The 26,545-nt window shown below is 71.4% G+C and carries 24 protein-coding genes; 9 read left to right on the forward strand and 15 right to left on the reverse strand.

Annotated features, from left to right (window positions below):
- Positions 1 to 107: 107 nt before the first annotated feature.
- Together K8556_RS16405 and K8556_RS16410 are read right to left on the reverse strand one after the other, a co-directional pair.
- Positions 108 to 1,025 carry a DUF3396 domain-containing protein gene (locus tag K8556_RS16405; protein ID WP_223741017.1) on the reverse strand — a complete coding sequence of 306 codons (918 nt, stop codon included), beginning with the start codon at positions 1,023 to 1,025 and terminating at the stop codon, positions 108 to 110.
- Positions 1,022 to 1,792 (reverse strand): hypothetical protein, encoded by a 771-nt coding sequence (locus K8556_RS16410; protein ID WP_223741018.1) that lies wholly within the window; start codon positions 1,790 to 1,792, stop codon positions 1,022 to 1,024. The genes K8556_RS16405 and K8556_RS16410 overlap by 4 nt, the downstream gene beginning before the upstream one ends.
- Positions 1,793 to 2,069: 277 nt before the next feature.
- Between K8556_RS16410 and K8556_RS16415 the strand changes: the two genes are divergently transcribed.
- Positions 2,070 to 3,785 carry a DUF4157 domain-containing protein gene (locus tag K8556_RS16415; RefSeq protein ID WP_223741019.1) on the forward strand — a complete coding sequence of 572 codons (1,716 nt, stop codon included), beginning with the start codon at positions 2,070 to 2,072 and terminating at the stop codon, positions 3,783 to 3,785.
- Positions 3,786 to 3,791: 6 nt separating this feature from the next.
- Here the strand turns inward: K8556_RS16415 and yedA are convergent, their stop codons facing one another.
- On the reverse strand, positions 3,792 to 4,691 hold the full coding sequence (gene yedA, locus K8556_RS16420; RefSeq protein ID WP_223741020.1) for a drug/metabolite exporter YedA: 900 nt from the start codon (positions 4,689 to 4,691) through the stop codon (positions 3,792 to 3,794).
- Positions 4,692 to 4,896: 205 nt separating this feature from the next.
- Here yedA and hrcA point away from each other — a divergent pair, with 205 nt between their 5' ends.
- Positions 4,897 to 5,928, forward strand: coding sequence for a heat-inducible transcriptional repressor HrcA (hrcA, locus tag K8556_RS16425; protein WP_206787492.1), 1,032 nt, complete (start codon positions 4,897 to 4,899; stop codon positions 5,926 to 5,928).
- A 15-nt stretch (positions 5,929 to 5,943) separates the two neighbouring features.
- On the opposite strand, the gene K8556_RS16430 is transcribed toward hrcA, so the two are convergent.
- Positions 5,944 to 6,852, reverse strand: a complete 909-nt coding sequence (locus K8556_RS16430; RefSeq protein WP_370639934.1) for a lipid kinase — start codon at positions 6,850 to 6,852, stop codon at positions 5,944 to 5,946.
- Between the two features lie 309 nt (positions 6,853 to 7,161).
- Between K8556_RS16430 and K8556_RS16435 the strand changes: the two genes are divergently transcribed.
- Positions 7,162 to 7,614: a transcriptional regulator gene (locus tag K8556_RS16435; protein WP_223741021.1), complete on the forward strand. Its 453-nt coding sequence runs from the start codon at positions 7,162 to 7,164 to the stop codon at positions 7,612 to 7,614.
- Between the two features lie 69 nt (positions 7,615 to 7,683).
- Here the strand turns inward: K8556_RS16435 and K8556_RS16440 are convergent, their stop codons facing one another.
- From K8556_RS16440 to K8556_RS16450, 3 genes are all read right to left on the reverse strand, one after another.
- A complete protein-coding gene (locus K8556_RS16440) occupies positions 7,684 to 8,397 on the reverse strand; it encodes an HAD family hydrolase (protein WP_223741022.1) in 714 nt (237 codons plus the stop codon).
- Positions 8,398 to 8,443: 46 nt separating this feature from the next.
- The gene (locus K8556_RS16445; protein WP_223741023.1) at positions 8,444 to 9,265 is read right to left on the reverse strand and encodes a hypothetical protein; all 822 of its coding nucleotides are present in this window, start codon (positions 9,263 to 9,265) and stop codon (positions 8,444 to 8,446) included.
- An 86-nt stretch (positions 9,266 to 9,351) separates the two neighbouring features.
- Positions 9,352 to 9,699, reverse strand: a complete 348-nt coding sequence (locus K8556_RS16450; protein ID WP_120524715.1) for a hypothetical protein — start codon at positions 9,697 to 9,699, stop codon at positions 9,352 to 9,354.
- Positions 9,700 to 9,915: 216 nt separating this feature from the next.
- Between K8556_RS16450 and K8556_RS16455 the strand changes: the two genes are divergently transcribed.
- The 3 genes from K8556_RS16455 to K8556_RS16465 all read left to right on the forward strand — a co-directional run bounded on the left by K8556_RS16455 (position 9,916) and on the right by K8556_RS16465 (position 13,831).
- Positions 9,916 to 10,917, forward strand: a complete 1,002-nt coding sequence (locus K8556_RS16455) for a site-2 protease family protein (RefSeq protein WP_223741024.1) — start codon at positions 9,916 to 9,918, stop codon at positions 10,915 to 10,917.
- Positions 10,914 to 11,678, forward strand: coding sequence for a hypothetical protein (locus K8556_RS16460; protein ID WP_223741025.1), 765 nt, complete (start codon positions 10,914 to 10,916; stop codon positions 11,676 to 11,678). Before K8556_RS16455 ends, K8556_RS16460 begins: the two co-directional genes overlap by 4 nt.
- Positions 11,679 to 11,833: 155 nt before the next feature.
- Positions 11,834 to 13,831, forward strand: coding sequence for an ATP-dependent DNA helicase (locus K8556_RS16465; protein WP_223741026.1), 1,998 nt, complete (start codon positions 11,834 to 11,836; stop codon positions 13,829 to 13,831).
- Here K8556_RS16465 and K8556_RS16470 read toward each other — a convergent pair.
- The 6 genes from K8556_RS16470 to K8556_RS16495 form a co-directional block, all read right to left on the reverse strand.
- Positions 13,785 to 15,938, reverse strand: a complete 2,154-nt coding sequence (locus K8556_RS16470; protein WP_223741027.1) for a TonB-dependent receptor — start codon at positions 15,936 to 15,938, stop codon at positions 13,785 to 13,787. The two genes, K8556_RS16465 and K8556_RS16470, sit on opposite strands and share 47 nt — an antisense overlap.
- A 128-nt stretch (positions 15,939 to 16,066) precedes the next feature.
- Positions 16,067 to 16,336, reverse strand: a complete 270-nt coding sequence (locus K8556_RS16475; protein WP_223741028.1) for a DUF5684 domain-containing protein — start codon at positions 16,334 to 16,336, stop codon at positions 16,067 to 16,069.
- On the reverse strand, positions 16,297 to 16,485 hold the full coding sequence (locus tag K8556_RS16480) for a hypothetical protein (protein ID WP_223741029.1): 189 nt from the start codon (positions 16,483 to 16,485) through the stop codon (positions 16,297 to 16,299). Before K8556_RS16480 ends, K8556_RS16475 begins: the two co-directional genes overlap by 40 nt.
- Positions 16,486 to 16,601: 116 nt before the next feature.
- Positions 16,602 to 17,708, reverse strand: coding sequence for a type IV pilus twitching motility protein PilT (locus tag K8556_RS16485; RefSeq protein WP_223741030.1), 1,107 nt, complete (start codon positions 17,706 to 17,708; stop codon positions 16,602 to 16,604).
- 1 nt (position 17,709) lies between these two features.
- On the reverse strand, positions 17,710 to 19,626 hold the full coding sequence (locus K8556_RS16490; protein ID WP_223741031.1) for a type IV pilus twitching motility protein PilT: 1,917 nt from the start codon (positions 19,624 to 19,626) through the stop codon (positions 17,710 to 17,712).
- 179 nt (positions 19,627 to 19,805) lie between these two features.
- The gene (locus tag K8556_RS16495; RefSeq protein ID WP_206787503.1) at positions 19,806 to 20,345 is read right to left on the reverse strand and encodes an N-acetyltransferase; all 540 of its coding nucleotides are present in this window, start codon (positions 20,343 to 20,345) and stop codon (positions 19,806 to 19,808) included.
- A 270-nt stretch (positions 20,346 to 20,615) separates the two neighbouring features.
- Here K8556_RS16495 and K8556_RS16500 point away from each other — a divergent pair, with 270 nt between their 5' ends.
- Both K8556_RS16500 and K8556_RS16505 read left to right on the forward strand, forming a co-directional pair.
- Positions 20,616 to 21,341 (forward strand): ATP/GTP-binding protein, encoded by a 726-nt coding sequence (locus K8556_RS16500; RefSeq protein ID WP_120561098.1) that lies wholly within the window; start codon positions 20,616 to 20,618, stop codon positions 21,339 to 21,341.
- Positions 21,338 to 22,834, forward strand: a complete 1,497-nt coding sequence (locus K8556_RS16505) for an ATP-binding protein (protein WP_223741032.1) — start codon at positions 21,338 to 21,340, stop codon at positions 22,832 to 22,834. Before K8556_RS16500 ends, K8556_RS16505 begins: the two co-directional genes overlap by 4 nt.
- 30 nt (positions 22,835 to 22,864) lie before the next feature.
- Here the strand turns inward: K8556_RS16505 and K8556_RS16510 are convergent, their stop codons facing one another.
- Complete coding sequence (locus K8556_RS16510) at positions 22,865 to 24,190, reverse strand: MgtC/SapB family protein (RefSeq protein ID WP_223741033.1); 1,326 nt, start codon at positions 24,188 to 24,190, stop codon at positions 22,865 to 22,867.
- 80 nt (positions 24,191 to 24,270) lie between these two features.
- Positions 24,271 to 25,404, reverse strand: a complete 1,134-nt coding sequence (locus K8556_RS16515; RefSeq protein ID WP_370639935.1) for an aquaporin — start codon at positions 25,402 to 25,404, stop codon at positions 24,271 to 24,273.
- A gap of 116 nt (positions 25,405 to 25,520) precedes the next feature.
- Between K8556_RS16515 and thiL the strand changes: the two genes are divergently transcribed.
- Complete coding sequence (thiL, locus tag K8556_RS16520; protein ID WP_223741034.1) at positions 25,521 to 26,483, forward strand: thiamine-phosphate kinase; 963 nt, start codon at positions 25,521 to 25,523, stop codon at positions 26,481 to 26,483.
- The last annotated feature ends 62 nt before the right edge of the window (positions 26,484 to 26,545 follow it).

Below are 26,545 nucleotides of genomic sequence, written 5' to 3' on the forward strand. Positions count from 1 at the left end.
CAGCGCTCCATGCCGTGAACCGCCAGTACACGCTGTCAGCAGGACGCAGACCCCCCAGAGTCTCGTCACGGGTCGCAAGCGTTGACGGAGTGGCTGTTGCTCAGTTCTCAGGGGTGAAGGAACCGCCGGAGCCACTGGTTCGTATCCTGTTGGAAGGGGAGGAGCGCTTCGCCTGGGTACTGGAAGAGGAAGGGTTCCATCAGGCGGGCCAGCGCGCGGTACTGGGGGGGGATGGCCTTGGCCTGCGTGTCGATGGGGTCAGGCCATTCGTCCAGGGTGACGAGCACGCGGTCCCCGTCCATGGGGATCAGGAAGACCTCCGGAAAGGGGAGGGCGTTGCGGAGCGCGGTGATGCCGCCCATTTGTCCCAGCAGGGGCTGGCCCAGGAACGTGAGCCAGGCGGGGGCCAGGGCGTGCGTGCCGATGACCGCGCTGAGCTCCCTGTTGTTGTAGGCGTCCAGTCCCGGATACCGGTTGAGGAGCGCCTCGGTGATGTTCCAGTCGGCGGAGCTGAACAAGCCTTGGGGGGAGACGACGGCGAAGCTGGCGTAGCCGAAGTTGAAAGGCAGCTCATTCCCGAGTTGGAGTGCAAGGGCTCGCAGGTGTGAAGCCCCGTGCTCCTTGATGTATTCGGTAGGGAAGGTGAACGACACCGAGCTGATGGGGTCCTCGAGGATGGAGTGCTCGAGTTGCCGCCCGTAGTATTCGAAGTGGTAGCTGCCAGCCTCGCTCGGACTCTCCAGGAGTTCGATGGGGCGGAGTCCATTCCAGGGAGGCTCCAGTAGACATTCCCGGAGATACGTCCATCCAGTGTCATCGAGAGGAGTCATGTCTCCGTCGTCGGATGGGTACCAGCCCAGCGTTCCCGCAGGAATGACTCGACGGTAGATTTGCAGGGCGCGCCATACCGCAGGAGCGACATCCTGGGGGGGACGATGGATGAAGAAGGAGATGACGATGCCGTCGCGTCCCGCGAGCCAGCCTCTCCTGGCGCGAAGCTGGATGACCGGAAAGATGTCCTTCACCGCGGCCTCACTCCATTGCCTGGAGAGATGAGCAGAGCCGGTCCGCCCAGCGCTGCCTGGTAGACTTCACCCTGGTTCATGCCGATGTATGGACTGTTGGGGCCATACTCTGTCCACTTTGGCAGGTTGCTATCAGGGCAGGGGAACTTGAAGTCCAGGGTGAGCGCGGACTTGAGCAGGTTGCGGTCCTCGTGCAGGACGATGTCCGGCTTGATCGTGCCCCGGAGTTCGTCGGTGCAGCCGTCGGCGATGAGTTGCGCCTCCTTCGCCCGGCTGAGGGTCTCCAGGAAGCGGGCGTTCGGGTAGTAGCGGTAGCGCTGCTCGATGCTGAAGGGCGCGGGCCACAGCTCCTTCAGCACCGCTTCCGCGCACTGAAGCGCGAGCACGTGCTTCTGCTTCCCCAGCTTCATGGCCCGCGTCACGGGCTTGCCACAGCGGTCCTGCTCCACCACCTCCGCGCACTCCTGCCGAGTCGGAGGCCGGTCCTTGAAGTAGCGCGCGTTCCCCAACTGCTCAGCTTGGACCGCACACGCGACGAGTTGCTGCTCCAGCTCATCCGCGTCGTGCTCCTGCTGCATCAGCGCGAGCACGGCTGGAGGGATGGCCCGGACCAACGGGGACGCCATGGCCTGGGGCGCGGCCCGCGCGGACGCCTGCTCCGCCACGTAGGCCGCATGCCGTGCCTTCCCGGCCGTCTCCGTGTCCACGAACCGCAGCGTCCCATGCCGTGAACCTCCGGCACACGCCGTGAGCAACACACAGAACATCCAGGGACTCGTCGCGGGACGCACGCGCCGGACTCTATTGCCTCCTCTGTCTCCAGCGATGTCCATGGTTGATGGAGTCACTTGGATTCCGAGGACGCTGGTCGATGCACGGCGTGTCTTCCTCGGCTCGCGTGAGCGGGGCGCCCGGGTGTAGTAGACCGTTCACGAGACACGCCTTGATACATGGGGAGCCCGGAACTTGGATGCTCGGCACAGTTGGATCTCTCCCACGCTCCTGGCTCAGGCCTGCGCTCGGGGCCAGGCACTCCCAGGGGCGTTGCGTGTCCGGTTCGAGCGCGCCTTCGGGACCGGCCTGAGCGCTGTGCGCCTGCACGAGCACCCCCTGGTCGCGCGGCTGGGCGCCAAGGCCCTGTGCTGGGGCGAGCAGATCCTCTTCGCTCCGGGAACCCTGGAACTCGACCTGGCTCGCGGGAGCCGGATCCTCGCGCATGAGCTGGTGCATGTGCTGCAACAGCGCGCGGGGCGCGTCCCTCATGGGAACGGTGGGACCGGGTTGCTCGTGGATGAAGCCCTGGAAGCAGAGGCCGAGACCCTGGCGGCCCAGGCCCTCTCCGGTGCGGACCTCGCGGCTTCCTGGGCGCGCGCAGGCCGGTGGACCTCGCCCACTCCCGCGCTCCAGGCGTACCACGTCATCCCGAACGCCCAGCTCGCCGCCCAGGACGTCAACCTCCACAACGCCACCTTCGAGACCCAGCGCGACGGGCTGCGGCCCCAGCCCTACCCGAAGACGAACGGCGAAAGCTTCCTCATCAATGCCGGGACCGCGAACGTCATGGTCCGGGGGCACGACCAGGTCGCGCTCCGGTTCTCGGATGACAACGAACTCGCCATCGAGGACACCGATCCCCGCCACCAGCAGGCCAAGCACTTCTTCGCCACGGACCGCGCCATCGACCGGTGCAACCGCGCGCTGCGCTCCGTGGGCTCCAGCTATCGGATCGCCAAGGTCCCCGGGCCGCGCTACCTCGAAATCGGCCCCCCCGCGCAGCCGGGCTGTCTGCCCTTCCTGAGCGGCCCGGGACCCAAGCGGCTGTTTCAGGTGGCCATGTCCGAGGACGGGCACCTCGAGCCCGCCGTGTCGCAGAACTGCAACGAAATCTCCGGCAAGGTCATGGGGGAGCAGCAGGACTCACAGCGCACCGTGCGGCTCTCGCAGTCCGGCAATCAGCTCTTCCTCAACCTGCCGCGCTGGCAGCTCGGAGGATGGGCCCCCGTCTTCCCCGCCCACGGTGACATCCCCTTCCGGCTGGCGGTGCTCCTCACCACGTTCCTCTTCCACGGACAGGGAGAGGGCCCCAACGCCGCCGCGGCCCGGCAACGCGCCGTCAACGACTACCAGGTGGGGCTGCAGAACGCGCTGGCGGGCGCCAACACCCCCAATGCCCAGATGGCGGCGCTCGCGGGCTACTACGGCCCCATTGGCCGCAACTACGGCCGGCTGGTGAACCGGGTCCGCGCCAATGCCGGCATGACCCTCAACGGCGTCAACCTCAACGGGCAGACGCTGAGCGCACGCTACGAGCAGCTCCTCTACCGGCTGGGCCTCAACGCCTACGCGGATCCGCGCGTGGGGGACGCGTTCCAGACGTACTCCGTGGGCGCCATGGAGCGCTACCAGGACGCCCAGAACCGCAACTGGATGCGGATGCGGGACGAGGTCGCTCCCCGCCCGGTGGCGCCCATCCCTCCGCCCGTCTACTGCGAGCCGGTGTGGGAGTATCACTGGGGCGGCGTGGTCGCGGAGAGCGGCGCGGACCGCATCACCTTCGAGAACTACGCCCGCAACTACGAGGACCGCAACGGCCCCCAGCTCCAGGGCGGCGAGTTCCGCGCGTTCTTCCAGATGACCCGCGTGCCCACCGGGGTCAATGATCCGCTCATCGCCCAGTCCTGGCACGAGAGCTGTTACGCCCACGGCTTCGCCAACGCCCTCACGCTGTGCGTGTCCAAGCTCAGCCGCTGCGGGCGCTGAAGCGCCTCACCGCTTCCCGCGAGCCAGCAGCATCACCGCGACCAGGATGGCGCTCATGGCTCCCCAGGTCATGGGGCCCAGCGTCTCTCCCGCGAACACCACGCCCAGGAGCACCGCCACCGCCGGGTTCACGTACGCATAGCTCGTCGCGAGCGCCGGCCTCGCGTGCTTCAGCAGGTAGCCGTACGCGCTGAACGCCACCAGCGAACCGAACACCACCAGGTACACGAACGACGCCATCGCGCGCGGGGGCACCGCGTCCGCCATCCGCTCCCCCAGCGCGAAGCTCAGCGCCATCATCATCACGCCCGCGCTCAACATCTGCGTCGCCGGCGTCATCAACCCCGAGGCCATCGGCAACCGCCGGCTCCACACCGACCCGAAGGCCCACGCGGCTGGGGCCACCACCACCGCCAGCGCCGCCACGCCGCCGCCGCTCATGTCCCCGCCCAGGTTGAGCAGCGCCACCCCCGCGAACCCCAGCACCAGCCCCGCCAGCTCCGCGCGGCCCGGCTTCTGCCCGAACGCCGCCCCGAAGATGGCCGCCCACAAGGGCATGCTCCCCACCACCAGCGCCGCCACCCCGGACGGCACCCCCAGGTTCTGCGCCACCGCGATGCCCCCGTTGCCCAGCACCAGCAACAGGAAGCCCGTCACCACCCCCGCCCCCCACTGCCGCAGGCCCGGCCCCGGCTGCCCCTTCAACCGCAGCCCGGCGAACAACACCCCGCCCGCCAGCAGGAAGCGCAGCCCCGCCATCCGGAACGGCGGAAAGCCCGTCAGCGCGAAGCGCATCGCCAGGTAGGTCGACCCCCAGATGACGTAGAGCGCGAAAAGACTGAACAGCAGGCGTCCCCGGTGGGGCGCGGGCTCGGCTACGTCGGGGGTCACGGTCGCGGTCGTCACGGCGGCGGCCTTCTAACGCCCGACCTCCCCGCCGTGCGATGTGCGCTTTGCCGTACCCGCTCCACGGGCCGGCGGACCAGCGCCCCGCCTGCCTGCCCTCCAGCAGGCCCCTCCCAATTGAATGCCCCGGGCGTCCCTTTTAGAATTCTACAGGAGGCATGGAGACCCGGAGGTCGGGCCGACACCCTCCGGAGCGTGAGCGGGAATGCCCGACGAATTGGGTGAGCGCGAGAAGGAAGTCCTCCGGGCCGTGGTGCAGGAGTACATCACCACCGGCGGCCCGGTCGGCAGCCAGCAGTTGACTCGCAGAGGCGAGTTCGAAGTGTCCTCCGCGACCATGCGCAACGTGCTCGCGGACCTGGAGGCCCTGGGCTTCCTGGAGAAGCCCCACACGTCCGCCGGCCGCGTGCCCACCGACCGGGGCTACCGCTTCTACGTGGACACCCTGGTGAAGCTGCGCGACCCCGCCCCCCGCGACCGCGAGCTCATCCACGCCGGCCTGGTCCACGAGTCCAACCTGGATGACGTCCTGTCGGAGGCCAGCCGCGTGCTGCACTCGCTCACGCGCCACGCGGGCGTCGTGCTCACGCCCCGCGCCGACGCCGCCGTGTTCCAGCGCATCGAGTTCCTGCGCCTGCGCGAGAACCGCGTGCTCGCCGTGCTCGTGGGCCAGAACGGCCAGGTGCACAACAAGGCCCTCACCGTGGACTTCCCGGTGACGTCCGACGAGCTCATGAAGGCCAGCAACTACCTCTCCGAGCTCTTGCACCAGGTGCCCCTGGAGGAGGCGCGCGAGCGCATCCGCGCGGAGATGGACCAGGAGCAGGCGCTCTACAACGCGCTCACCGCCAAGGCCCTCAAGCTGGGCGCCGCCGCCACCGACCTGCAGACGCCCGAGCGCGTGCTCATCGAAGGCACCGGCTCCTTCCTGGAGCAGCCGGAGTTCGCGGACGTGGAGCGCATCCGCGCGCTGTTCCGCGCCCTGGATGAGAAGCACAAGCTGCTGCACCTGCTGGACCGCGTGCAGCGCACCAAGGAGATGCACGTCTTCATCGGCGCGGAGAGCGAGTTCTCCGCGGCCGGCGACGTCACCGTCATCGCCAGCCCCTACGGCACGGCGGAGGCGGTGCTGGGCACGGTGGGCGTCATCGGGCCCACGCGCATGGACTACCGGCGCGTGATTCCCCTGGTGAACTTCACCGCCCAGGTGCTCTCCAGCGTGCTGGAGAAGGTATAGCCGCGCGAAGCGGCCCTACTGCGGCGCGGGCGCGTAGACGCGCAGCGCCGCGGGGGCGACCTCGAAGCGCATGGGCGTCATGCCCACGTTCTCCCCGTCCGCGTTCACCTCCATGGGCGGGTCCGTCTCCACGACGAGCCGCGAGGTGTGCAGGTGCACGACGGACTCGTGCTCCAGGTGCCCGCCGCTCCTCATGCCCAGCGCCACGCGCGCCAGCGTGGCCACGTCCTGCAGGTGGCCCAGCCCCGTGCGCTCCCCGCCCTCCGCCGCCGAGGGCGCGGTGATGGCGTAGACGTGGAAGCAGCGGTCATCCAGCGTCGCGTCCGGCGCCACCATGTTGCCCGCGCCGTGGTAGCGGCCGTTGCCCACCACCAGTTGGAGCGCGTCCACCTCCAGCGTCCGGCCGTCCGCCTGGAGCCGGACGTGGAAGGGCTGCAGCGTGCGCATCTCCGCGGCGGCGGCCATGGGGTAGGCCAGCTTGCCGGCGCGCTGCTTCAATTCCTGCGTGAGCCGCTTCGCGATGGCGGTGGTGAGCCCCAGGCTGGCGGCGTTGAGGAAGGGCCGCCCGTTGACGAGCCCCACGTCCACGCGCGCCGTGTAGCCACCGGCGATGACGTCACACGCGGCCTCCAGCGTGTCCGGGATGCCCAGCGAGCGGGCGAAGTCGTTGCCGGTGCCCAGCGGCACCACGCCCAGCGTCACGTCGCGCCCCATCAGCGCCTGCACCGCGCAACTGATGGTGCCGTCGCCTCCTCCCACGAGGACGCGGCGGGCCCCCTGGGCCAGGGCCTCCTCCACCACCTTGCGCAGGCGCTTGGGCCGCGTGAGCGCGTGCGCGGCCATGAGCGGGATGCCGTGGGCGGCCAGCAGCTCCCGGGCTTGTTCGAAGGCGTCGCGCCCCGAGCGCGAGCGCGTGTTCACCACCAGGACCGCGGGCCCTTCATCCAGGTGGCGAAGGCGCGGCGGTGCGTTGAGTGCGGGTTCCAGGGGAAACCTCGGCTTTCTGTGCGGCGTCTCCAAGCTGCGCACGACCGTCCCCGCGCACCAGCGGGAGCCGGGAGAAAAGGGCAGGGGCACTGTCCATTCCCCACCTCCCGCGCGCGGAGAGCTTCCACGGGTGGACAGGGGTAGGGGGCCGGCGGGTTCCCTCGCTGGGCAGGCGTGTTCACCTTCCAGGCGACGCGGACTCCGTGCCACGGACCCGCGCCGGGACGTTCTCCAGGAGGGGATTGAATGGCACGAGGAAGCAAGGACAAGTACTCGGCGAAGCAGCAGCGCATGGCCCGGCACATCGAGAAGGGCTACGAGGACCAGGGCACCAGCGAGAAGACCGCGGAGGCCCGCGCGTGGGCCACCGTCAACAAGCTCACCGGGGGCGGCGTGAAGGGCGGCTCCGGCAGCAAGGCGAAGGCGGCCCGCCGGCGCCCCGCGGCCCGCAAGAACGCGCGCAAGGCCGGACGCGTGGGTGGCAAGCGCCGCGCCGCCACGGCGAAGAAGACGACCTCCAGCCGCGGGAAGGCCGCGCCCACCCGGGCCCGGCGCACCACCACCGGCCGCAAGGCCACCTCGCGCACCGGGACCGCCGGCAAGCGCTCCACGGCTCGCAAGAGCACCGCGCGTCGCGGGACGGCTCGCAAGAGCACCGCGTCGCGTTCACGCGCGAAGCGGGGCGGTTCGCGCAAGTAGCACCCGGAGGGCTCCACCGGTGGCCACGGGTCCGTGGCCGCCGGGGACGCCTTCACCCCACGGCGGACGTCAGCGCGACTCCTCGTCCTTGGAGGTGTCCCGCGACGCCGCGTCCCAGGGCCAGATTTCGGGATCCGTCTCCAGGCGGCGCAGCAGCTCCGCGGGGTCCTTCACCAGCGTGCGGCAGCCGGCCGTGCGCAGGTCCTCCGCGCGGAAGCCGCCGCACAGCACGCCCACGGACGCCAGGTGCAGCTTGCCCGCGGCCAGCGCGTCGAAGGGCGTGTCACCCACCACCACCACCGTGGCGGGGTCCGGCTTGCCCAGCTTCGCGAGCGCGGCCTCGAAGATGTCCGGGTGCGGCTTGCTCTTGTCGACCTCGTCCTTGGCCGTCTTCGCCTCGAAGAGTCCGTCGATGCCGCACAGCTCCACGTAGCGCTTGAGCTCGTCGTCCTTGGCGCTGGAGGCCAGGGCGATCTTCCGGCCGCGCTTGCGCAGGAACTGGAACAGCTCCTTCACGCGCGGGAAGGCGCGCACCTTGGGGAGGAACTCGCGCTTGAAGCGCGCGGAGCGGTCCTCCTCCAGGTCCTTGCCGAAGCGCTCCAGCTCCTCGTCGTTGAAGAAGACGGGCAGCAGTTGGTCGGCGCCCTTGCCAATCTGGCTGCGCACGTGGGCGAACGGGATGTCCCGCCCGAACTCGATGAACGACCGGCGCCAGGCCTCGGCGTGCTCGTCCACGGAATCCACCAGCGTCCCATCCACGTCGAAGATGACGTTCTCGACCATTCGCGGCAAACCTCCGCCGCCAAGGTGGCGACGGGCGGCGGGCCGGTCAACCGCCCGCGGGCGACTTCGGTCCACTCTCCTGCGCTTCGCTGTCCACGAGTGTCCGGGTCTGCACGCTGTATCCGTCCGGAGCGGCGGGGGTGAAGGCGTCGTTGGGCAGCGGCGTCTTCAGGTCCACCTTCGACAGCACCGTCTCCCCCTGCTTCGCGTCCCCCAGCCAGCGCGTCAGCTTCCGGGGCACGCACAGCCCCAGGGACGCGTCGCAGTGCTCCTCCTCCATCCGCACCTCCGCCCGGGTGCCGTCCGGCGCGCGCGTCTTCTTGGCCAGGAAGTCCAGCGAGGGCCAGCGCAGCACGTACGTCACCTCCACGCCGCCGCCCGCCTCGCCCTCCAGCGCCATGGTCAGCTCCACGGCCTCCTTCGCCTGGGGCAGGCCGGTGGTGCGCTTCGCCTTCGCGCTGCGCAGGAGCAGCGGCGCGCGGAAGCCGTCCGGCACGAAGGGGGTGAAGATTTCGGTGAGGAACGCGGACAGCTTCTCCGCGGAGACCTGGGAGGTGAAGGTGGTGAACTGCTTCGTCGCCTCCACCTGCTCGTACAGGTGCTTGCCGTCCCACCACACCTGCCGGGCCTGGGGCGCGGACACGGTGCCGCGCATCTTCTGGGGCGCGCGGTAGGCGAAGGTGAAGCCCGCGGAGGCCGTCTCCCCTTCCGTCTGGGTGCCCTCCAACTGGTAGGCCTGGAGCTTCGCGTCGCGCGCGGCCAGCTTCTCCCGCACCTGGGCCATCAGCTCCGCGTCGTTCGCGCCTCCGGACGAGGACGAACGGCACGCGAGGACGCACACGAGGGGCACGAGGAGGAGGGCGCGCATGGGGAGAATCCGGGGGCTGGAAATGGAAAAGGCCCCGCTGTTCCCAGGGGGCCTTCGGACTGCCACGGTGAGGAGGCAGCTTCGGACTACTTCACCGCCACGCCGGTCGCGGAGGAGCTGGTGATGCCGATGATGGTGCCGAACAGGGCGAAGATGCCGTGACGGGGCGTGGTGTTCGCCGACTTCAGGTCCACCTTGGAGGCGCCCATGGCCTTCGCCTCGGTGATGAGGAGCTTGTTCACCACGGTGTCCAGGTCGCTCTGGACGATGTCGATGATGTGGAAGATCGCGGTCAGGCCCAGCGAGCTGCCCTGGATGACGGCCACGGCCTCGCCGTTGGCGGCGATCTCGGAGCCGGAGACGACGGCGGACTCGACGCTGGTGCAGCCCACGAGGGAGGCGGCGGCGACGGCGGACAGGATGAACTTCTTCATGTTTTATCTCCCCAACAGACGGTGGCTTGGATGGTGACGGAACGGCCCGGACGGGCCCTCCGCCGTTCAGTAAAACCTCAAGCGGCCGGGTACGTAGCAGAAGGCTTTTTCAAGTCAAGGACCCGGGTCGGGGTATTCCGAGTTCTGTTGGACACTTCATCCGCCGGGCGGCGCGGGAGTGGTCGCCCCTCTGGCGGACGTGAGGCATCTTCGCGCATGCACCCGGTTTCCGTTCCCCGTCCCGCCCCGGCCCGCGTCTGGCTGCACCTGCTGCTCTTCGTGGTGACGCTGGGGACGACGTTCCTCGCGTACCTGCTGCTCTTCGGCCGCTCGTTCCCGTTCAGCGGGGGCGGGCTGCTGGCGGAGGACCGGACCCAGGCGCTGTTCTTCAGCGGGTCGCTGCTGGCCATCCTGGGCTCGCACGAGATGGGGCACTACGTGCTCGCGCGGTGGCACCGGGTGGACACGTCCCTGCCGTACTTCATCCCGCTGCCGGTGCCGGGGAGCCTGGGCACGCTGGGCGCGGTCATCCGGCTGCGCGGGCGCATCCCCACGCGCGACGCGCTGGTGGACATTGGAGCGGCGGGGCCGCTGGCGGGCCTGGTGGTGGCGCTGCCCCTGCTCTACTGGGGGCTGCTGCACTCCACGGTGGTGGACTCGCCGCCGGTGCCGTCCGCGTTCCCCGGCGAGTCGTCGCTGTGGGTGCTGGGGCAGGACCTGCTGCGGTGGGCGATGGAGAAGCTGACGCAGGCGCCGCCCGCGATGGCGCCCGTCTACACGAGCCACCAGACGCTCTTTGGCGACAACCTCATCATGAAGGCGCTGACGTGGCTGGCGCTGGGGCCGCTGCCGGAGGGCAAGGACGTGGTGGTGCACCCGGTGGTGATGGCGGCGTGGTTCGGCCTGCTGGTGACGCTGCTCAACCTGCTGCCGGTGGGGCAGTTGGACGGCGGGCACCTGACGTTCGCGGTGCTGGGGCCCCGGGCCCGGTGGGTGGGCCACGGCGTGGCGGTGGTGCTGCTGTTCCTCACCGTGTTCGTCACCGTGTCGTGGGGCCTGTGGCTGGTGGTGGCGAGCAAGGTCGTGGGCTTCGGCCACCCGGAGGTGCTGCGGCCCGAGGAGCCCCTGAGCGCCTCGCGCAAGGTCATCTGCGCGCTGTGCCTGCTGGCGCTGGTAGGGTGCGCGATGCCCATCCCGCTGCGAGAGGTGTGGTCATGAAGTACCAGTGCGAGAGCTGCGACCGGCTGGTGAAGGTGGAGACCTACGTCCTGGAGGACCACGCGCTGGCCGTGGCGTGCCCGGCGTGTGGGGCGTGGACGCGGGCGGCGCCGTCCCTCTCCCCGCCTGCATCCGCGCGGCCCGCGCCTGCTCCGGCGGGTGACGGAGGGGAGGGCCTGGCGGTGGCGGTGCCGGTGAAGGCCCCCGCCGAGGGCCCTCCGCCGCCTCCGTCGCGACCCAGTGTCACCGCGCTGCGGGTGGTGCGCCAGGACGCGCCCGCCGCGGATCCGCGGGTGTCGGGTGAGGACCCCTTCCAGGCGCCCCCGGGCCGCTGCCCCAAGTGCGTGGCCCCCATGCGCGAGGACGCCGGGTCCTGTTCGGCGTGCGGGCTGGTCTACGCCAACTTCATCCCGGACGAGCACCAGCCCTCCGAGCTCCTGGCCGGGGAGTGGCGCGAGCTGCTGGAGGCCTGGCACGACTGGGACGCGCATGACCGCCTGCTGTCCCAGGCGATGGGGCGGGGCGAGATGGCCATGGTGGGCCGGCTGTACCGCATGCGGCTGGCCCGGGCGCCGAACGACGCCCAGGCGCTGCGCGGACGGGATGAGGTGGTCCGCCGGGTGACGACGGCGACGCCGCTCACCTCCGACGGGCCGTCCCCGGTGCTGGGGCGCAAGGTGAAGACCGTGGTGATGGGCGCCGTGTTGGTGGTGTCCCTGGTGCTGCTGCTGGTGCTCGTCCAGATGATACGCGCGGCCTGAGCCTGCCTCGGGCGCGGCGGAGCGCCGGCCGGCCCGCTTCCCGGGCGGGCGGGAGGCAGGGCTTCCGGGCCGCGTCAGGGAACGCGCGGGGGGCGCCGGGCGCTGTTATCCTGCGGGGCCGCCTTTCGCGTCCTCCTGCCCCCGAACCGCCCCGCATGTCCGCGCCCGCGCCCCGTCCTCTCTCTGTCGACAGCCTGCTGGGGCCCGGTGGCGCGCTGGAGGAGGCGCTGCCCGCGTACGAGCACCGCCCGGAGCAGCTCCAGATGGCGCGCGCGGTGGAGCGGGCCTTCGCGGAGGGCAGCTACCTCTTGGCGGAGGCCGGCACCGGCACGGGCAAGACGCTGGCGTACCTGGTGCCCGCGCTGCTGTCCGGGCGCAAGGTGGTGGTGTCCACGGCCACGAAGACGCTCCAGGACCAGGTGTTCTTCAAGGACCTGCCGCTGCTCAGCGAGAAGCTGGGGCTGCGCTTCCAGGCGGCGTACCTCAAGGGGCGCGGCAACTACCTGTGCCTGCACCGCTACGACTCCTTCGAGAAGGACCCGCAGTTCGTCTCGAAGGACGAGGCGAAGCAGTGGCCGCTGCTCAAGAAGTGGGTGACGCAGACGGAGACGGGGGACCGGGCGGAGCTGGATCTGCCGGAGTCCTTCGCCGCGTGGTCGCGGCTGTCCACCACGTCGGAGACGTGCCTGGGCTCGCGCTGCTCGCAGTACGAGACGTGCTTCGTCACGCGGATGCGCAAGCGCGCGGAGGCGGCGGACCTGCTGGTGGTGAACCACCACCTGTTCTTCGCGGACCTGGCGCTGCGCAGCTCCGGCAAGCGCACGGAAGGGGTGCTGCCCTTCTACGACGCGGTCATCTTCGACGAGGCGCACGCGCTGGAGGACGCGGCCAGCAGCCACTTCGGGTGCAGCGTGTCCAACTACCGGCTGGAGGAGCTGTCGCGCGACGCGGTGGCGGCCCTGCCGGCGAAGGACGAGCGGCACGCGACGCTCTCCGCGCTGGCCCAGCGGGTGCGCTCGCACGCGGACGCGCTGTTCCTCCAGGCGCCACGCGCGCTGGGGCTGTCCAGCCAGGAGTCCACCGTGGCCCTGCGCCCGGAGACGATGGGCAAGCTGTCCGGCGCGCTGGAGCAGGTGCGTGAAGGCCTGGCCGCGCTGGCGTCCTTCGCGGGCAGCGAGCGCGAGCCGGAGCTGGCCGCCATCCACCGCCGCGCGGAGGAGATGGCGGAGCAGCTCACCTTCCTGGAGAAGTCCGAGTCCGCGGACCACGTGTACTGGGCGGAGGCGCGCGGCAAGGGGCTGTTCCTGCGCGCGAACCCCATCGACGTGGCGAAGGAGCTGCGCGACCGGCTCTACGGCGCGCTGGACACGGTGGTGTTCACCTCCGCGACGCTCGCGGCGGACAGCCGCTTCGACTTCTTCGCCAGGCGCATGGGCATGTACGACGACGAGGGCCAGCCCGTGACGCGCGTGCGCACGCTGGCGGTGCCCAGCCCGTTCGACTTCCCCCGTCAGTCCGCGCTGTACCTGCCCACGCACCTGCCGGACCCCAGCGCCCCGGGCTTCATCGAGGCGGCGGCGGAGGAAATCATCCAGTTGTGCGAGGTGACGGGCGGGCGCGCGTTCGTGCTCTTCACGTCGCTGCGCAACATGGTGCGCGCGTACGAGCTGACGGCGACGCGGCTGCCCTACCAGGCGCTGCTCCAGGGGGAGCGGCCCAAGCAGCAGTTGCTGGACGCCTTCCGCCAGACGCCCAGCGTGCTCTTCGCCGCGCACAGCTTCTGGGAGGGCGTGGACGTGCCCGGGGACGCGCTGAGCCTGGTCATCATCGACCGGCTCCCGTTCGCGTCTCCCGGCGACCCGCTGGTGGCCGCGCGCATCCGTCAGATTCAAGCGCGCGGGGAGGAGCCCTTCGACCAGTACCAGCTACCGCAGGCGGCGCTGGCGCTGCGGCAGGGCTTCGGGCGGCTCATCCGCACGCAGGCGGACCGGGGCATCGTGGCGATGCTGGACCGCCGCATCGTGACCAAGGGCTACGGCCGCGTGTTCCTCTCCAGCCTGCCGCCCGCGAAGCGGATGGACGACACGACGGAGCTGAGCCGCTGGTTCAACGGCCCGGTGCGCCCGGTGCCGCCCGTGCGCTCGATTCGCTGAACACGTCGCGCAGGCGCAGGCCCACGCGCGCCTGGAAGGGCGGGGCCAGGGTGTCCACGCCCGCGCGGCCCGCGAGGTAGCGCCGGTCGAAGAGGTTCTCCACCGCGCCGAAGGCGTCCACCTTCCAGAAGAGGTGGCGGCTCACGAACAGGTCCACCACCGCCGCGCCGCCCATGCCGCGCGCGTTGAGGTCGTCCTCGTACTGCGGGCCGAACACGCGCAATTGCGCGGTGACGGAGATGATGGACGGGTCGTCGAAGGAGACCGCGAGCGCGCCGCGATGCCGGGGGTCCTGCGGGAGCTGGCGACCCACGAGGTCGGGCTGTCCGGGAGCCCGCGTGACGACGGGGTCCACGAAGGTATAGGCGGCGAGCGCGGTCCACCGCCGTGACACGCGCCAGTCCGCGCCCAGCTCCACGCCGCGCACGCGGGCCCGGCCCAGGTTCTGGCGCTGGCGGGTGGCGCCGCCCGGCAGCGGCGTGGCGAGGGTGACGTTGGTGACGGGGGCGTCCAGCACGTTCCAGAAGCCGGTGACGCGGCCGGTGAGCCCGCGCGGGCCGGTGGCCTCCACGCCGGCCTCGGTGCCCCAGAGGCGCTCGGCGCCCAGGTCCGGGTTCGCGGCGGTGAGGACGGTGCCCACCTGGAAGGGGCGGTAGAGCTCGTTGAGGGTGGGGGCGCGGAAGGCGCGGTACGCGGAGGCGCGCAGGGTGAGCCACTCCCGCGGGCGCACGCGCGCGGCGAGGCGGGGGCTGAGCTGGCTCGCGGTGCGGGGCGTGTAGGCGGTGGCGGTGGTGGTGCCGTTCGCGAAGCTCTCCAACTGCCTGCCGTCGAAGTTGCGCCACGTGTCCCAGCGCAGGGTTCCGGCGAACTCCAGCGCGGGGGACACGGTGTAGAGATCCTGCACGAAGACGCCGCCTGAGAGCTGTGTGCCCCGCGTGTTGCGCGCGTAGAGCGTCGTGGCGGTGTAGGTGGGGGGGAAGAGCAGCTCATCGGCCCTGCCGTGGGAGCGCCGCACGTCCACGCCCGCGGCGAGCACGTGGCGTCCTCCCAGCGTCAGCTCCGGGCCGGTCCAGACGAGCGAGCCGCCCTGGTCGTTCGCGGGCACGTCCTGGAGGGCGGAGCGGGTCTCGAAGGCGCGGTCCGGGGCGACGCGGGCGCGGTCCTGGGCGAAGTGCTGGGTGCGGCCGTAGAGGCCCAGTTCGAAGGCGCCGGCGGCGTCCGTGCGCAGGCGGGCGTTCGCGGCGAACCACGCCAGGTCCACGCTGGCGACGGTGTGCTGCGTGCCGCCGTTCTGCACCTCGCGGAACACGCCCGCCCGGGCGGAGAGGGAGAGGTGGTCGGTGGCCGCCGCTTCGACGCGGGCCTGGGCGCTGACGTGCTCGGAGGGCGTGTCGCCGTCGATGCGGCCGCGCTGGCCCTCGGGGACGATGCGGTAGCCGTTGCTGGTGAGGCCCTCGACCTCCAGGGTCGCGCCCACGCGGCCCCAGCGGTCCGCGATGCGCGCGGCGGCGAAGCCGGTGCCCAGGTTGCCGGCGGACACGTCGGCATCGAGCACCGGGCCGGTGATGGGGCGGGAGAACCACTGCACCACGCCGCCCAGCGCGGCGCTGCCGTAGAGCGCGGAGCCGCCGGTGGGGACGACCTCGACGCGGTCCAGGCCCAGGCGGGGCAGGGCGCGCCAGAAGACCCAGCCGCCGTAGGGGTCGTTGAAGGGGAGTCCGTCCAGCAGCACCAGCCCGCGCGCCACACCGGAGGGCGCGAGCCCGCGCAGGTTGAGCCCCTGCGCGGTGGGGTCCGCGACGAGCGACGGCGTGCGGCGGAAGGTGGCCGCGGACGGCAGCGTGCGGATGAGCGCGTCCTGCGTGAGCGTGGGGCTGCGCTCCATCTCCGCGCGGGGAATCACCACCGTGGTGGCGGGCACGTCCCGCAGCGGACGCGGCAGGCGCGTGGCGGTGACGACGGTGCGGGTCTCACTGGGGACCTGTTCCTCCTCGGGCTCCGTCTCCACGGGCGGCACGGCCTGCGCGCTGGCCACTCCGGGCAGCAGCAACGCGAGTCCGAGGCCGAAGGGGAGCGACAGTCGAGAGGGAGCGCGCGGTCCAGGCATCGCGCTCCGCTCTAATGGATGTCGGGCGCCCGGGCGAGTGATGGCGGGCTCTACAAACACGAACGGCGGTGAAGCGACCGGAAGGCCACTCCACCGCCGCCGCTCACGGCCTCGGAGGCCGTGGGGGACTACGCCGCGGACATGCCACCGGAGGCGGCGGCCGGGCCCTGGTACTGCGCGTCGCCGAAGCCGAGGATGGCGTAGAAGACCGGGCCGAGCAGCGCCAGCCCGATGCCGAAGCCCACGCCCTTCCCGAAGGACTTCGCCATGTCGATGCTGATGATGAACAGCGCGATGAAGTTCACGCACGGCAGGAGCGCCAGCACCACCCACCACGCCGGACGGCCGACGATCTTGGTCAGCACGTAGATGTTGTAGAAGGCACGATGGCCGCCCACCCGGGCTCGCCCGCCTTGGCGAACGTCTTCCACATGCCGGCGATGATGAAGCCGATGAACGCCAGGTAGAAGATCCAGAACAGCGGGCCCGGGCCCGCCGCCTGCTGGTCCTGCATCTGCTGCATCATCTCGAGCTGCTGCTGATCCATGACTTCCCCCTCGGAAGTGCGGGCCCCACCCCGGTGGGCGGGTCCCAGTTCACTCCCGAACAAAGGCGAAGTCGGGGGGGGAAAGCAAATGTCTTCCCCTCCCGGGCCGGGCCCGCTCAGGCCTTCAGCGTCTCCGGCACCTGCCAGTCCGGCTTCAGGCGCTGGATGATCTTCACGAAATTCTCTTTGTCCTGGGCTTTCTCCAGGGCGGCCTCCGGGAGGATGACGTCGTCCTTCACCAGCCGCTCCAGGTGCATGTCCAGGGTCTGCATGCCCTGGCCCTGGCCCGCCTGCATCTTGGAGGCGATCTGGAACACCTTGCCCTCGCGGATCATCGCGGCGATGGCGGCGCTGCCCACCAGGATTTCGAGCGCGGCGACGCGGCCCTTGCCGTCCGCGGTCTTGATGAGCTGCTGGGCGACGATGCCGGCCAGCGACTCCGCGAGCATGCCGCGCACCTGGCCCTGCTCGTCCGCGGGGAAGGAGTTGATGATGCGGTCGATGGTGGCGGGGGCGCTGTTGGTGTGCACCGTGGCGAAGACGAGCACGCCGAAGCTCGCGAGCTGGAGCGCCAGCTTCATGGTCTCGTTGGTGCGCAGCTCGCCGATGAGGATGACGTTGGGGTCCTCACGGCCCGCGGAGCGGATGGCGGTGGCGAAGCTGGAGGCGTGCGGGCCCACCTCGCGGTGGGTGACCTGGGCCTTGAGCGACTCGTGCACGAACTCCACCGGGTCCTCGATGGTGAGCACGTGCGCGGGGCGCGTCTTGTTGATGTGGTTGATCATCCCCGCGAGCGTCGTGGACTTGCCGGAGCCCGTGGGGCCCGTCACCAGCACCAGGCCGCTGCGGCGGTCCGCCATCTTGCGCACCACCTCCGGCGTCTTCAGGTCCTCCAGCGACAGGACCTTGCTGGGGATGGTGCGGAACACGGCGCCAATGCCGGTCATCTTGTAGAAGTAGTTGGCGCGGAAGCGGGCCTTGGAGCCGTAGCCGTAGGCGAAGTCCAGGTCCAGTTCCTCGGTGATCTGCCGCTTCTGTTCGGGCGAGCAGATCTCGAAGAGCACCGACTCCAGCTCGTCGGTGGTGAGGGCCTCCTCGCGCAGGGGCACCAGCTCGCCGCGGATGCGGCCCAGGGGCGGGTAGCCCACGCTCAGGTGCAGGTCGCTGCCCTTCCTGTCGAGCAGCATGTCGAACCAGCCGGCGATGCGGGGGGTGTCCGTCATGTCAGGCGCCCTTCTTGCCAAGCAGTGAGCCCACCTTGGACAGCATCCGCGCGCCCTCCTGGGCGCTGGCGGGCGTGGGCACGGTGGGGGCGGCGCCGGGCCGCTTGCCCGTCACCATGGCTTCAATCTCGTCCGGGTTCTCCGCGAAGCCCTTCACCGTCTCCAGCGTCGCCTTGCCGGAGCGGGCCAGGTCCGCGAGCGAGTCCTCGAAGCGGATGATGCCCAGCGACTTGCCGCGCTGCTGGAGGGAGGGGATCTGGAACGTCTTGTTGTCGCGGATGAGGTTGCCCAGGGCCACGGAGCCGGTGAGCACCTCGGCGGCGGCGACCAGGGACTTGCCGTCCGTGGCGGGCATCAGCCGCTGGCTGACGATGAGGCGCAGGCCGCTGGAGAGCGACAGCCGCACCTGCTGCTGGTCTCCCGGCGGGAAGAGGTCGATGAGCCGGTCGATGGTCTTCGCCGCGCTGGGCGTGTTCATGGTGCTGATGAGCAGGTGGCCCGTCTCGCTGGCGGCGAGCGCCATGCGCACGGTCTCCGTGTCGCGCAGCTCGCCCACGACGATGACGTCCGGGTCCTCGCGGAGGCTGCCCTTGAGGGCGCTGGCGAAGGTGCGGGTGCTGGTGCCCACCTCGCGCTGGCTGATGAGGGCGCGCTTGCGCGGGTGCACGTACTCCACCGGGTCCTCCACGGTGAGCACGTGGTGCGTGGTCTCGCGGTTGATGATGTCCACCAGCGCCGCGAGCGTGCTCGTCTTGCCGTGGCCGGAGGGGCCGGTGAGCACGATGAGGCCCTGGTGGTGGTGCGTGGCCTTGGCGATGTCCGGGGGCAGGCCCAGCGACTCCAGGGTGGGGATTTCGCGGGCGATGACGCGGAAGGTGCCCTTGAGGCCCGTGCGCTGGCGGCCCACGTTGACGCGGAAGCGGCCGGTCTCCTCGGAGTCCAGCGCGAAGTCCACGCTGCCGTCCTTCTCCAGCACGGGCCGCAGCCGCTCCGGGATGATGGGGAGCAGCAGCCGCTCCACCGTCTCCGGGGACAGCGGCGTGTCCTGAGGGAGCAGCTCCCCGGCCAGGCGCAGCAGCGGAGGCCGCCCGGCCACCAGGTGCAGGTCGCTGGCGCCCATGCTGCGCGCCTGCTCCAGCAGCACGGTCAGGTCGCGGCCCGGAGCGGACGTCGCGCGCGAGATGGGGATGATCCGCGCGGGGGGATTCGCGCCGGCGGTGGAGTGGGCCGGAGCGCCCGCGTGTGAAGGAGCACCCGCGTGGGAGGCCGCACCCGCGTGTGAAGGAGCCGCCGCGTGGGAGGCCGCACCCCCGTACCCGGCCGCGCTCGCGTGTGAAGGTGCGCTCGCGTGTGAAGGCGCACCCGCGTGGGAGGCCGTGCCAGGAGCTCCGCGCGCGGCGGCTCCCGCGCCCATGCCACCGGGCTGCGCGGCCCGCGCGGACGCGTCCACGGGAGCGGAGACCGCGGGCACTCCCGCGTAGGGCGTGCGCGTAGGCGCCTGCGCGGACACGGCCGGCATTCCCGCGTAGGGCGTGCGCGTGGGCGCGGCGGGTGCCGCCGGAGCCGCGGTCGCCGGAGCCGCCGCGGCCGCTGGAGCCGCCGCGGCTGGCGCGCCCTCCGTGCCTCGCGTGAGGCGCACGTTCATCAGCTCGCCCCGGCGCACCGCCGCGATGTTGAGGGAGCCCAGGCCCGTGGCGTTCACCGTCCACTGCACCGGCGTCTCCGATACCGAGGACGCGCGCGCCATGCCCACCATCGCCTGGAGGGCCTTCACGAGCTCATCGGTGGAGAGGGCGCCTGGATCAATGGGCTCGTAGCCGTTGGCGCCTCGCACCATCGGAGGACGGCCGCTGGCCAGGGCCAGCTCGGTGATTCCAGGACGCGAGAGATGACGCAGCAGTTCCGCGAGCGGTTTCATTCAGGGGGGAGGCCCCACCGCTGCCGTGCGTCAGGCCCGGCGGGGTGGAAACTCCCGCGAGGATAGTCGACCGCCGCGCTCCAGGTCACCCTGGGGGCATGGGCCCGAACGCACGACGGGAGCGGCCGTGCGAGGGCCCCTCCCGTCGGGTCCAACCGAGTGCGTTGGGGTACGGCGGACTACAGCTCGCGCGACATCAGGAGCCGCAGCTTGCCGGACTTCTTGGAGACCACCGTGGCCACCGTGGTGAAGCCCGCCTTGCGGTAGAAGCCCACCGCGGGCGCGTTCGCCGGGTCCACGCGCAGGGCGATGGTCTTGCGGTACATGTCGCGCGCCGCGTCCAGCGCCTTGTCCAGCAGCATGGCGCCCACGCCGTGGCGCCGCAGCTCCGGCTTCACCACGATGTTGCGCAGGTAGGCCGCGCCCGGCACCGGACCGTCGCGCTCCACCGTCACGTAGCCCACCACCTGGTTCTGCAGCCGCGCCACGTGGAGGAAGGGCTTCAACTGGGTGAGGGCCTTGAGGCTCTCCTCCTGCGTCTCACCCCGCCCCTTCCAGGGCTCCGAGTTGGCGCGCAAGGCCGACACCGTGGTCAGGTCCTCGTCGGTGGGCGGACCGAATTTGACCCCGGTCACCAGATCGTTGGGGAGCGTCGCTCCGTCCAGCACCGGCGTGGGGGCCGCCACCTCGACGCCAGGGTCCACCTGCTTCATCGTCATCGCCTTGCTCCTCCGTCGCGTCCGCGATCCTAACCGGTCCCCCCGTACCCATGCACGCGATCATTCCGCGCGCATTGTCCTGTTTTCAGTGTGGGGAGACGTCCTCCTCCCAGGCGGGGAGCAGGAACTTCTCGAAACGTCACTTGCGGAGGCGTCATTCCGGGAAGACACGTCCCGCTCCGCTGTCTGGACTGCGAGCGGCCTTCCGCGCGGAGCGTGAGGCCATTATAAAACCCCTGTCCGGGTCCCCCTCGGTCCGAGTTCCGCCCCTTGCAACTCAACCACGCCCAGCGCGAGCTGACGCTCAAGATCGTCTATTACGGCCCCGGGCTCAGCGGGAAGACGACGAACTTGCGCAAGCTGCACGCGCGAGCGCGGCCGGACGTGCGAGGGCGCCTGCTGTCGGTGGATACCCACGACGACCGGACCCTCTTCTTCGACCTGTTGCCCGTCTTCTTCTCCACCTCCACGGGCTTCAAGGTGAAGGTGAAGCTCTTCACCGTGCCCGGGCAGGTCATCCACAACGCCACGCGGCGGGTGGTGCTCCAGGGCGCGGACGCGGTGGTCTTCATCGCGGACAGCCGGCGCGGGGCGGCCCAGGAGAACAACGCCTACTGGCGCAACCTGCAGGAGAACCTGCGGGAGATGGAGCTGGACCCCACGCAGGTGCCGGTGGTCATCCAGTTCAACAAGCGCGACCTGCCCGACAGCCTCACGGACGAGGAGCTGGCGGAGGTGCAGCGCCGGGGCAGCCAGCCGGTGGTGGGCTCCGTGGCCGTGCGGGGCGAGGGCGTGGTGGAGACCTTCCACGCCGTGGTGCAGACGGCCTGGCGCGCGCTGGAGGGCCGGGCCCAACTGTCGCGCAACGTGGGCCTGAGCGAGGAAGAGTTCCTGGGGCAGATCTTCCGGCACATCGACCTGAGCGGCACGGCGCTGGAGGGGCGGTACGGCCCCGGCGCCATGCCTGGCGGCAGGGAGAGCGGGAGGGCGCCATGAGCGGCGCGTCAGGCGGAGGGCCCCGGAACACCGCGAGCGTGCCCCGGCGCGAGTCCGCGCTCCAGCGGCGGCTGTCGCTGGGGGACCTGCTGGACCTGCCGTCCTTCACGGAGGTGGTGAAGGGCTTCAGCGACCTGTACCGCGTGGGCATCAAGGTGCTGGACACGCGCGGCAACAAGCTGGCGGACGTGAAGGTGGGCCACGGCGACTTCTGCGCCTACGTCTTCTCCTTCCCGGACGGCCGCCACGCGTGCACCGCCATGGTGGGCCGGGTGAAGGACGGCCCCGTGCTGCCGGAGGCCGGCGGGCGCGTGGCGGACGGGGACGTCTCCGAAGCGGCGGGCCTCATCGCGCTCACCTGCTTCACCGGCCTGCGCTACGTGGTGATGCCGGTGCGCTGGGACGGCGACCTCTTGGGCCGGGTCATCCTGGGGCCCTTCACGCCGGAGGAGCTGACGGACTTCCCCCAGACGCTCACCGGCATCCACGGCCTGGACCTGGAGCGCGCGCAGGAGCTCTTGGGCCGCGTGCGCCGCGTGCCGGAGCGCACCGCCGCGCAGGTGCTGGGCCACTTCGGCCAGGTGCTGGGCGCGCTCGTGGCCAGCGGGCAGAAGGCGTACCTGGCCACGCACCTGCATCTGGAGTCCACGCTGGAGGTGCACCGCGAGTTGGAGGCGCAGAACGCGCGGCTGCTCCAGGCGAACGCGCGGCTCAAGGAGCTGGACCGGCTGAAGTCCACCTTCCTGGGCACGGTGAGCCACGAGCTGCGCACGCCGCTCGCGTCCATCCTGGGCTACTCGGAGATGATGGCGGAGGGGCTGGCGGGGCCGCTCAACCCGGAGCAGCTCCAGTACGTGCGCACCATCGTGGAGAAGGGCGAGACGCTCCTCTCGATGATCTCCTCGCTGCTGGACCTGAGCCAGATTGAAGCCGGGCGCCTGCGCCTGTCCATGGCGCCGGTGGACCCCGGCTACGTCATCCAGACGGCGGTCTCCAGCGTGCTGCCGCAGGCGCAGCGCAAGGGGTTGGAGCTGGAGGTGCGGCTGCCGCACACGCCGCAGCCCCGGCTCGCGGGTGACCTGGACAAGCTGCGCCAGGTGGTGGTGAACCTGCTGGCCAACGCGGTGAAGTTCACGCCCGCGGGCGGCCGGGTGAAGGTGACGCTGTCGGACGCGGCGATGCAGCAGGAGCTGGGCGTGCCCGGCTACCGCATCAGCGTGGAGGACACCGGCGTGGGCATCCGCGCGGAGGAGTTCGAGCGCATCTTCCAGAGCTTCTACCAGGTGGACGGCAGCTCCACGCGCGAGTTCGGCGGCGCGGGGCTGGGCCTGGCCATCGTGAAGAGCCTGGTGGAGGGGCACGGCGGCCGGGTGCGCGTGGAGAGCGAGTTCGGCCACGGCTCGCGCTTCATCGTCCAACTGCCGCTGCACCCGCCCATGCAGGAGCGCGGGCTGACGGCCGCGCCGCCGATGCCGGAGCCAGACCGCTTCTAGCGGTCGCCGGAGCCAGCCCGCTTCTGAGGGTCAGGGCTGGTGGGGCTCGATGAGCCCCGGCCCTCCTGGCGTGGTGGGGAGGAACTCCGGCAGGCGCGTCTGCACGAGCGCGCCCACGAGCCCCAGCAGCATCACCACGCCCAGCGCGCGGCCCAGCCTGAGCGTGAGCGAGCGCTGCTCCGACACGCGCGCCACGAGGATGAAGTTGATGGCGGCGCTGGCGAGCGACGCGATGATGGCGCCCACCCCGGCCGTCGTGGGGGAGATGGTGCCGTTGGCGCACAGCGACGCGGCGGACGCCACCGCGGAAGCGCTGGACACCAGGCCGCCCACGGCGCTCACCGCGTAGAAGCCCCAGCGGCCCAGGAGCGTCTGGCCCACGGTGCCCACCACCTGGAGCGCCAGGAAGATGAGGCCGAACTTCAGCGCGGACGGCAGGGAGAAGGGCGACTTCAGGGGCAGGGCGGGGGGCTCGGCGCCGGGCGTGGGCTCCGTGCGCGAGCGCATCAGTGCCAGGCCCGTGCTGGACAGGAGGATGAGGACCAGCGGGATGGCGGAGTCCACCAGCGCGCGGAAGGAGAGCAGCCCCAGCAGCACGGCGTTGCGCAGCGCCATGGCGGCGGTGGCCAGCATCACGCCCCGGTAGGCCACGTCCAGCAGGCGCCCGGACGTCTCGCGCACGCGGTTGGCCAGCTCCGCCACGGTGACGGTGCTGTTGACGAGCCCGCCCAGGAACCCCGTCACCTCCACGCCGTGCGTGCCGAACATCTTCCACAGCAGGTAGTTCACGAAGCCGATGGCCGCGATGAGGATGACGGTCACCCACGCGGCGCGCGGCTCGATGAGGCCCCACGGGTCCACCGGCTGCGCGGGCAGCACCGGGTAGATGGCGAACGCGAGGATGGCCAGCAGGATGGCGCTGCGCAGCTCCTCGGCGGTGATTTTGTGGCTGAAGGTGGCCATCCGCTCCTTCCACGCGAGCAGGCCCGCCGTCGTCACCCCCACCGCCGCGGGCGTCACCGTGTGGCCCAAACCGCACAGCACGCCGGTGAAGCCCGTGACGAGCAGCGCGGCGGACGTGGTCAGCTCCGCGCCGCCGTTGGCGCGCAGGGACTGCCAGTTGAGGAAGCACAGCAGCACGCCCAGCAGCGCGAGGCTGAGCAGCGCGAAGTTCGGGCCCAGGAGGCCGCCCATGCCGCCCAGCAGCGCCGCGAAGCCGAACGTGCGCAGGCCGGCCTCCTTGCCGCGCCACTCGCGCTCCAGCCCGACGAACAGGCCCACCGCGAGCGCGAGCGTCAGCCGCATCAGCGTCTGCAGCGGCGGCCAGGAGACGACGGGGGGAAGACCTTCCATCATGCGAAAACCCTCTCCTCTTTCTCTGCTCGCGTGCCGGGCGGACGTCAACGCCGCACCCCGTCACGCACCCGAGGCCCACGTCAGGTGAGCGCGCGGGGGCCTTCGGGAGCGGGGCCGCCGGGGATGACGTGCAGCCGCTCCCAGCCCTGGCGCGCGAGGAGCTGATGCAGCCGGAGCCGCAGCGCCGCCTGCAACGCCTTCACTCCGGCCTCGTCCTTCAATGACAGCGCGGGCAGCGACCAACGCTCCCTCACGCGTGCGTCCATGCCGGGCGCATGGCCCGCGACGTCGATGAGGACGTAGTGCGATGCGGGCACGGTCCGGTCGCGCGTCGGCGCGGCGCGCAGGTTCGTCTCCCGCATCAGCGCCTCCACCGCCGGCGGCGGCCCGTCATCCAGGCCCGCGCCCGGCGGCGGCGCCACCACCGCCCGCGCCCGGTCCGGGTGCGCCAGCGTGTTGAAGAGGGCGGCGGCCAGGTGCGCGGGCCCTGCCTCCGCGCACTCGAAGACGACGGTCTCCACGGCCGTGGGCGCGGGCCTCGGCGGGCCGCCCAGCAGCCACCGGAAGAGGAACACCGCCAGCGCCGCGCCCAAAAGCTGCGCCGCGACGAAGGACTCCACCTCCCACGGGCTCATCACGCCCAGGTGGGCGCTGGCCGCTCTCGCCAGCACCAGCGCCGGGTTCGCCAGCGAGCGCGAGTCCGTGAACCACACCGTCGCGGCCACGTACCCCGCGATGGCCAGCGGCGTCGCCGACGGACGCGTGCGCACGCAGCCCCGCACCACCACCAGCAGCCCGAACGTGGCCACCATCTCCGTGAGGAACCGCGCCCCGTCCGCCGCGGGCATCCTCGCGGTGAGCAGCAGCGGCTCATTGCACATGCGGTGCGCGACGAGCCGCCCCACCAGGCTGCCGGTCAACTGCGCCAGCGCGTACAGCGGCACCTCGCGCCAGGGCGTGCGGTCCCCCAGCGCGTCCGCGAAGGTGAGCGCCGGATTCAGGTGCGCCCCCGACAGCGGCCGCAGCACCCACAGGAGGCACGCCAGCACCGCGCCGCAGGACAGGGACATGAAGAGGCGGCCCTCCGTGGCGCTCGCGCCCAGGTGCTCCGCGACGTGGTGCGACCCCTCCAGCGCCACCACCACCAGCCCGCAGCCCAGCGCTTCCGTCACCAGCCGGCGGCGCAGGTCCATGGGTGGGGTGGAAGAAGGCACTCCCCAGTCCTATGCCTGGGCGGTCCGACACCGTCAACGCCACGCGCCCCCATCCCGCCCTCACGTTCGCGGGTCGTCATTGCGTCCCCCGGCGCGGGCGTGGTCTTCAGTGCGCCATGCCCGGCGAGTTCGACCTCATCCAACGCTTCCTCGCCTGCTTCCCGCGCGCGCGGGTGCCGGTGGGCCCGGGAGACGACTGCGCCGTGCTCGCGCCGTCCCGGGGCGCGCTGTGCGTCACCACCGACGCCGTGGTGGAGGACGTGCACTTCACCCGCGCGACGTTCTCCGCCGCGGACATCGGCCACAAGGCGCTCGCGGTGAACCTGTCGGACCTGGCCGCCATGGGCGCCACGCCGCGCTGGTTCGTCTGCGCGCTCGCGCTGCCCCTGGACTTCCCCGCCCGCGAGGTGTCCGCGCTGGGCCGGGGCATGGCCGCGCTGGCGAAGGCCCACCGCATCATGCTCGTGGGCGGCAACTTCACCTCCGCGCGCGAGGTGTCCGTCACCCTCACCGTCACCGGGGAGCTGTCCCACGCGCCCCTCACCCGCGCCGGCGCCCGGCCCGGAGACCTCCTCTATGTCTCCGGCACGCTGGGCGACGCGCGCCTGGGGCTCCAGCACCTGAAGGCCGGCGTCCGGCGGGGCTCGGCCGTGAGACGCCAGCGCCGTCCCGAGCCCCGCATCGCCCTGGGGAGGCTGGCCGCGCGCTTCGCCTCCGCCGGGATGGACGTGTCGGATGGCCTGGCGCAGGACCTGGGCCACCTGTGCGCCGCGTCCCGGGTGGGCGCGGAGCTGGCGCTGGACCGGCTGCCCCTGTCACGCGCCGTGCGCGCGGCGCTGGGACCGGAGGGGGCCCTGCGGGGAGGGGAGGACTACGAGCTGCTGCTCGCCGTCCCTCCCTCGCGCATGCAGGCGTTCGAGCGGGCGTGTGCCCGCGCCGGGCAGGAGGTGACGCGCGTGGGCGTGCTCACCCGGGAGCGGACGTTGCGAATCCGGGACGCGGGGGGGCACCTTCTGACCCCTCCCGCGGGATACGATCACTTCGCCCGGTCAGGCAGGCAGATCCGGCCGGATGATTGACCCGTACCGGACAGCAAGGCTAAACCCCTGGGCTGTTTTCCGCCCCTCCCGCTGAAAGCACC

Source organism: Corallococcus sp. AS-1-12, from assembly GCF_020036995.1.
Classification (GTDB): Bacteria; Myxococcota; Myxococcia; order Myxococcales; family Myxococcaceae; genus Corallococcus.

Coding starts and splice junctions, on each gene's coding strand:
- K8556_RS16410 (WP_223741018.1), bottom strand. CDS start 1,792: ATGTTCTGTGTGTTGCTCACGGCGTGTGCCGGAGGTTCACGGCATGGG.
- hrcA (WP_206787492.1), top strand. CDS start 4,897: ATGCCCGACGAATTGGGTGAGCGCGAGAAGGAAGTCCTCCGGGCCGTG.
- K8556_RS16435 (WP_223741021.1), top strand. CDS start 7,162: ATGGCACGAGGAAGCAAGGACAAGTACTCGGCGAAGCAGCAGCGCATG.
- K8556_RS16440 (WP_223741022.1), bottom strand. CDS start 8,397: ATGGTCGAGAACGTCATCTTCGACGTGGATGGGACGCTGGTGGATTCC.
- K8556_RS16445 (WP_223741023.1), bottom strand. CDS start 9,265: ATGCGCGCCCTCCTCCTCGTGCCCCTCGTGTGCGTCCTCGCGTGCCGT.
- K8556_RS16450 (WP_120524715.1), bottom strand. CDS start 9,699: ATGAAGAAGTTCATCCTGTCCGCCGTCGCCGCCGCCTCCCTCGTGGGC.
- K8556_RS16455 (WP_223741024.1), top strand. CDS start 9,916: ATGCACCCGGTTTCCGTTCCCCGTCCCGCCCCGGCCCGCGTCTGGCTG.
- K8556_RS16460 (WP_223741025.1), top strand. CDS start 10,914: ATGAAGTACCAGTGCGAGAGCTGCGACCGGCTGGTGAAGGTGGAGACC.
- K8556_RS16465 (WP_223741026.1), top strand. CDS start 11,834: ATGTCCGCGCCCGCGCCCCGTCCTCTCTCTGTCGACAGCCTGCTGGGG.
- K8556_RS16470 (WP_223741027.1), bottom strand. CDS start 15,938: ATGCCTGGACCGCGCGCTCCCTCTCGACTGTCGCTCCCCTTCGGCCTC.
- K8556_RS16480 (WP_223741029.1), bottom strand. CDS start 16,485: ATGGATCAGCAGCAGCTCGAGATGATGCAGCAGATGCAGGACCAGCAG.
- K8556_RS16485 (WP_223741030.1), bottom strand. CDS start 17,708: ATGACGGACACCCCCCGCATCGCCGGCTGGTTCGACATGCTGCTCGAC.
- K8556_RS16490 (WP_223741031.1), bottom strand. CDS start 19,626: ATGAAACCGCTCGCGGAACTGCTGCGTCATCTCTCGCGTCCTGGAATC.
- K8556_RS16495 (WP_206787503.1), bottom strand. CDS start 20,345: ATGACGATGAAGCAGGTGGACCCTGGCGTCGAGGTGGCGGCCCCCACG.
- K8556_RS16505 (WP_223741032.1), top strand. CDS start 21,338: ATGAGCGGCGCGTCAGGCGGAGGGCCCCGGAACACCGCGAGCGTGCCC.
- K8556_RS16510 (WP_223741033.1), bottom strand. CDS start 24,190: ATGATGGAAGGTCTTCCCCCCGTCGTCTCCTGGCCGCCGCTGCAGACG.
- thiL (WP_223741034.1), top strand. CDS start 25,521: ATGCCCGGCGAGTTCGACCTCATCCAACGCTTCCTCGCCTGCTTCCCG.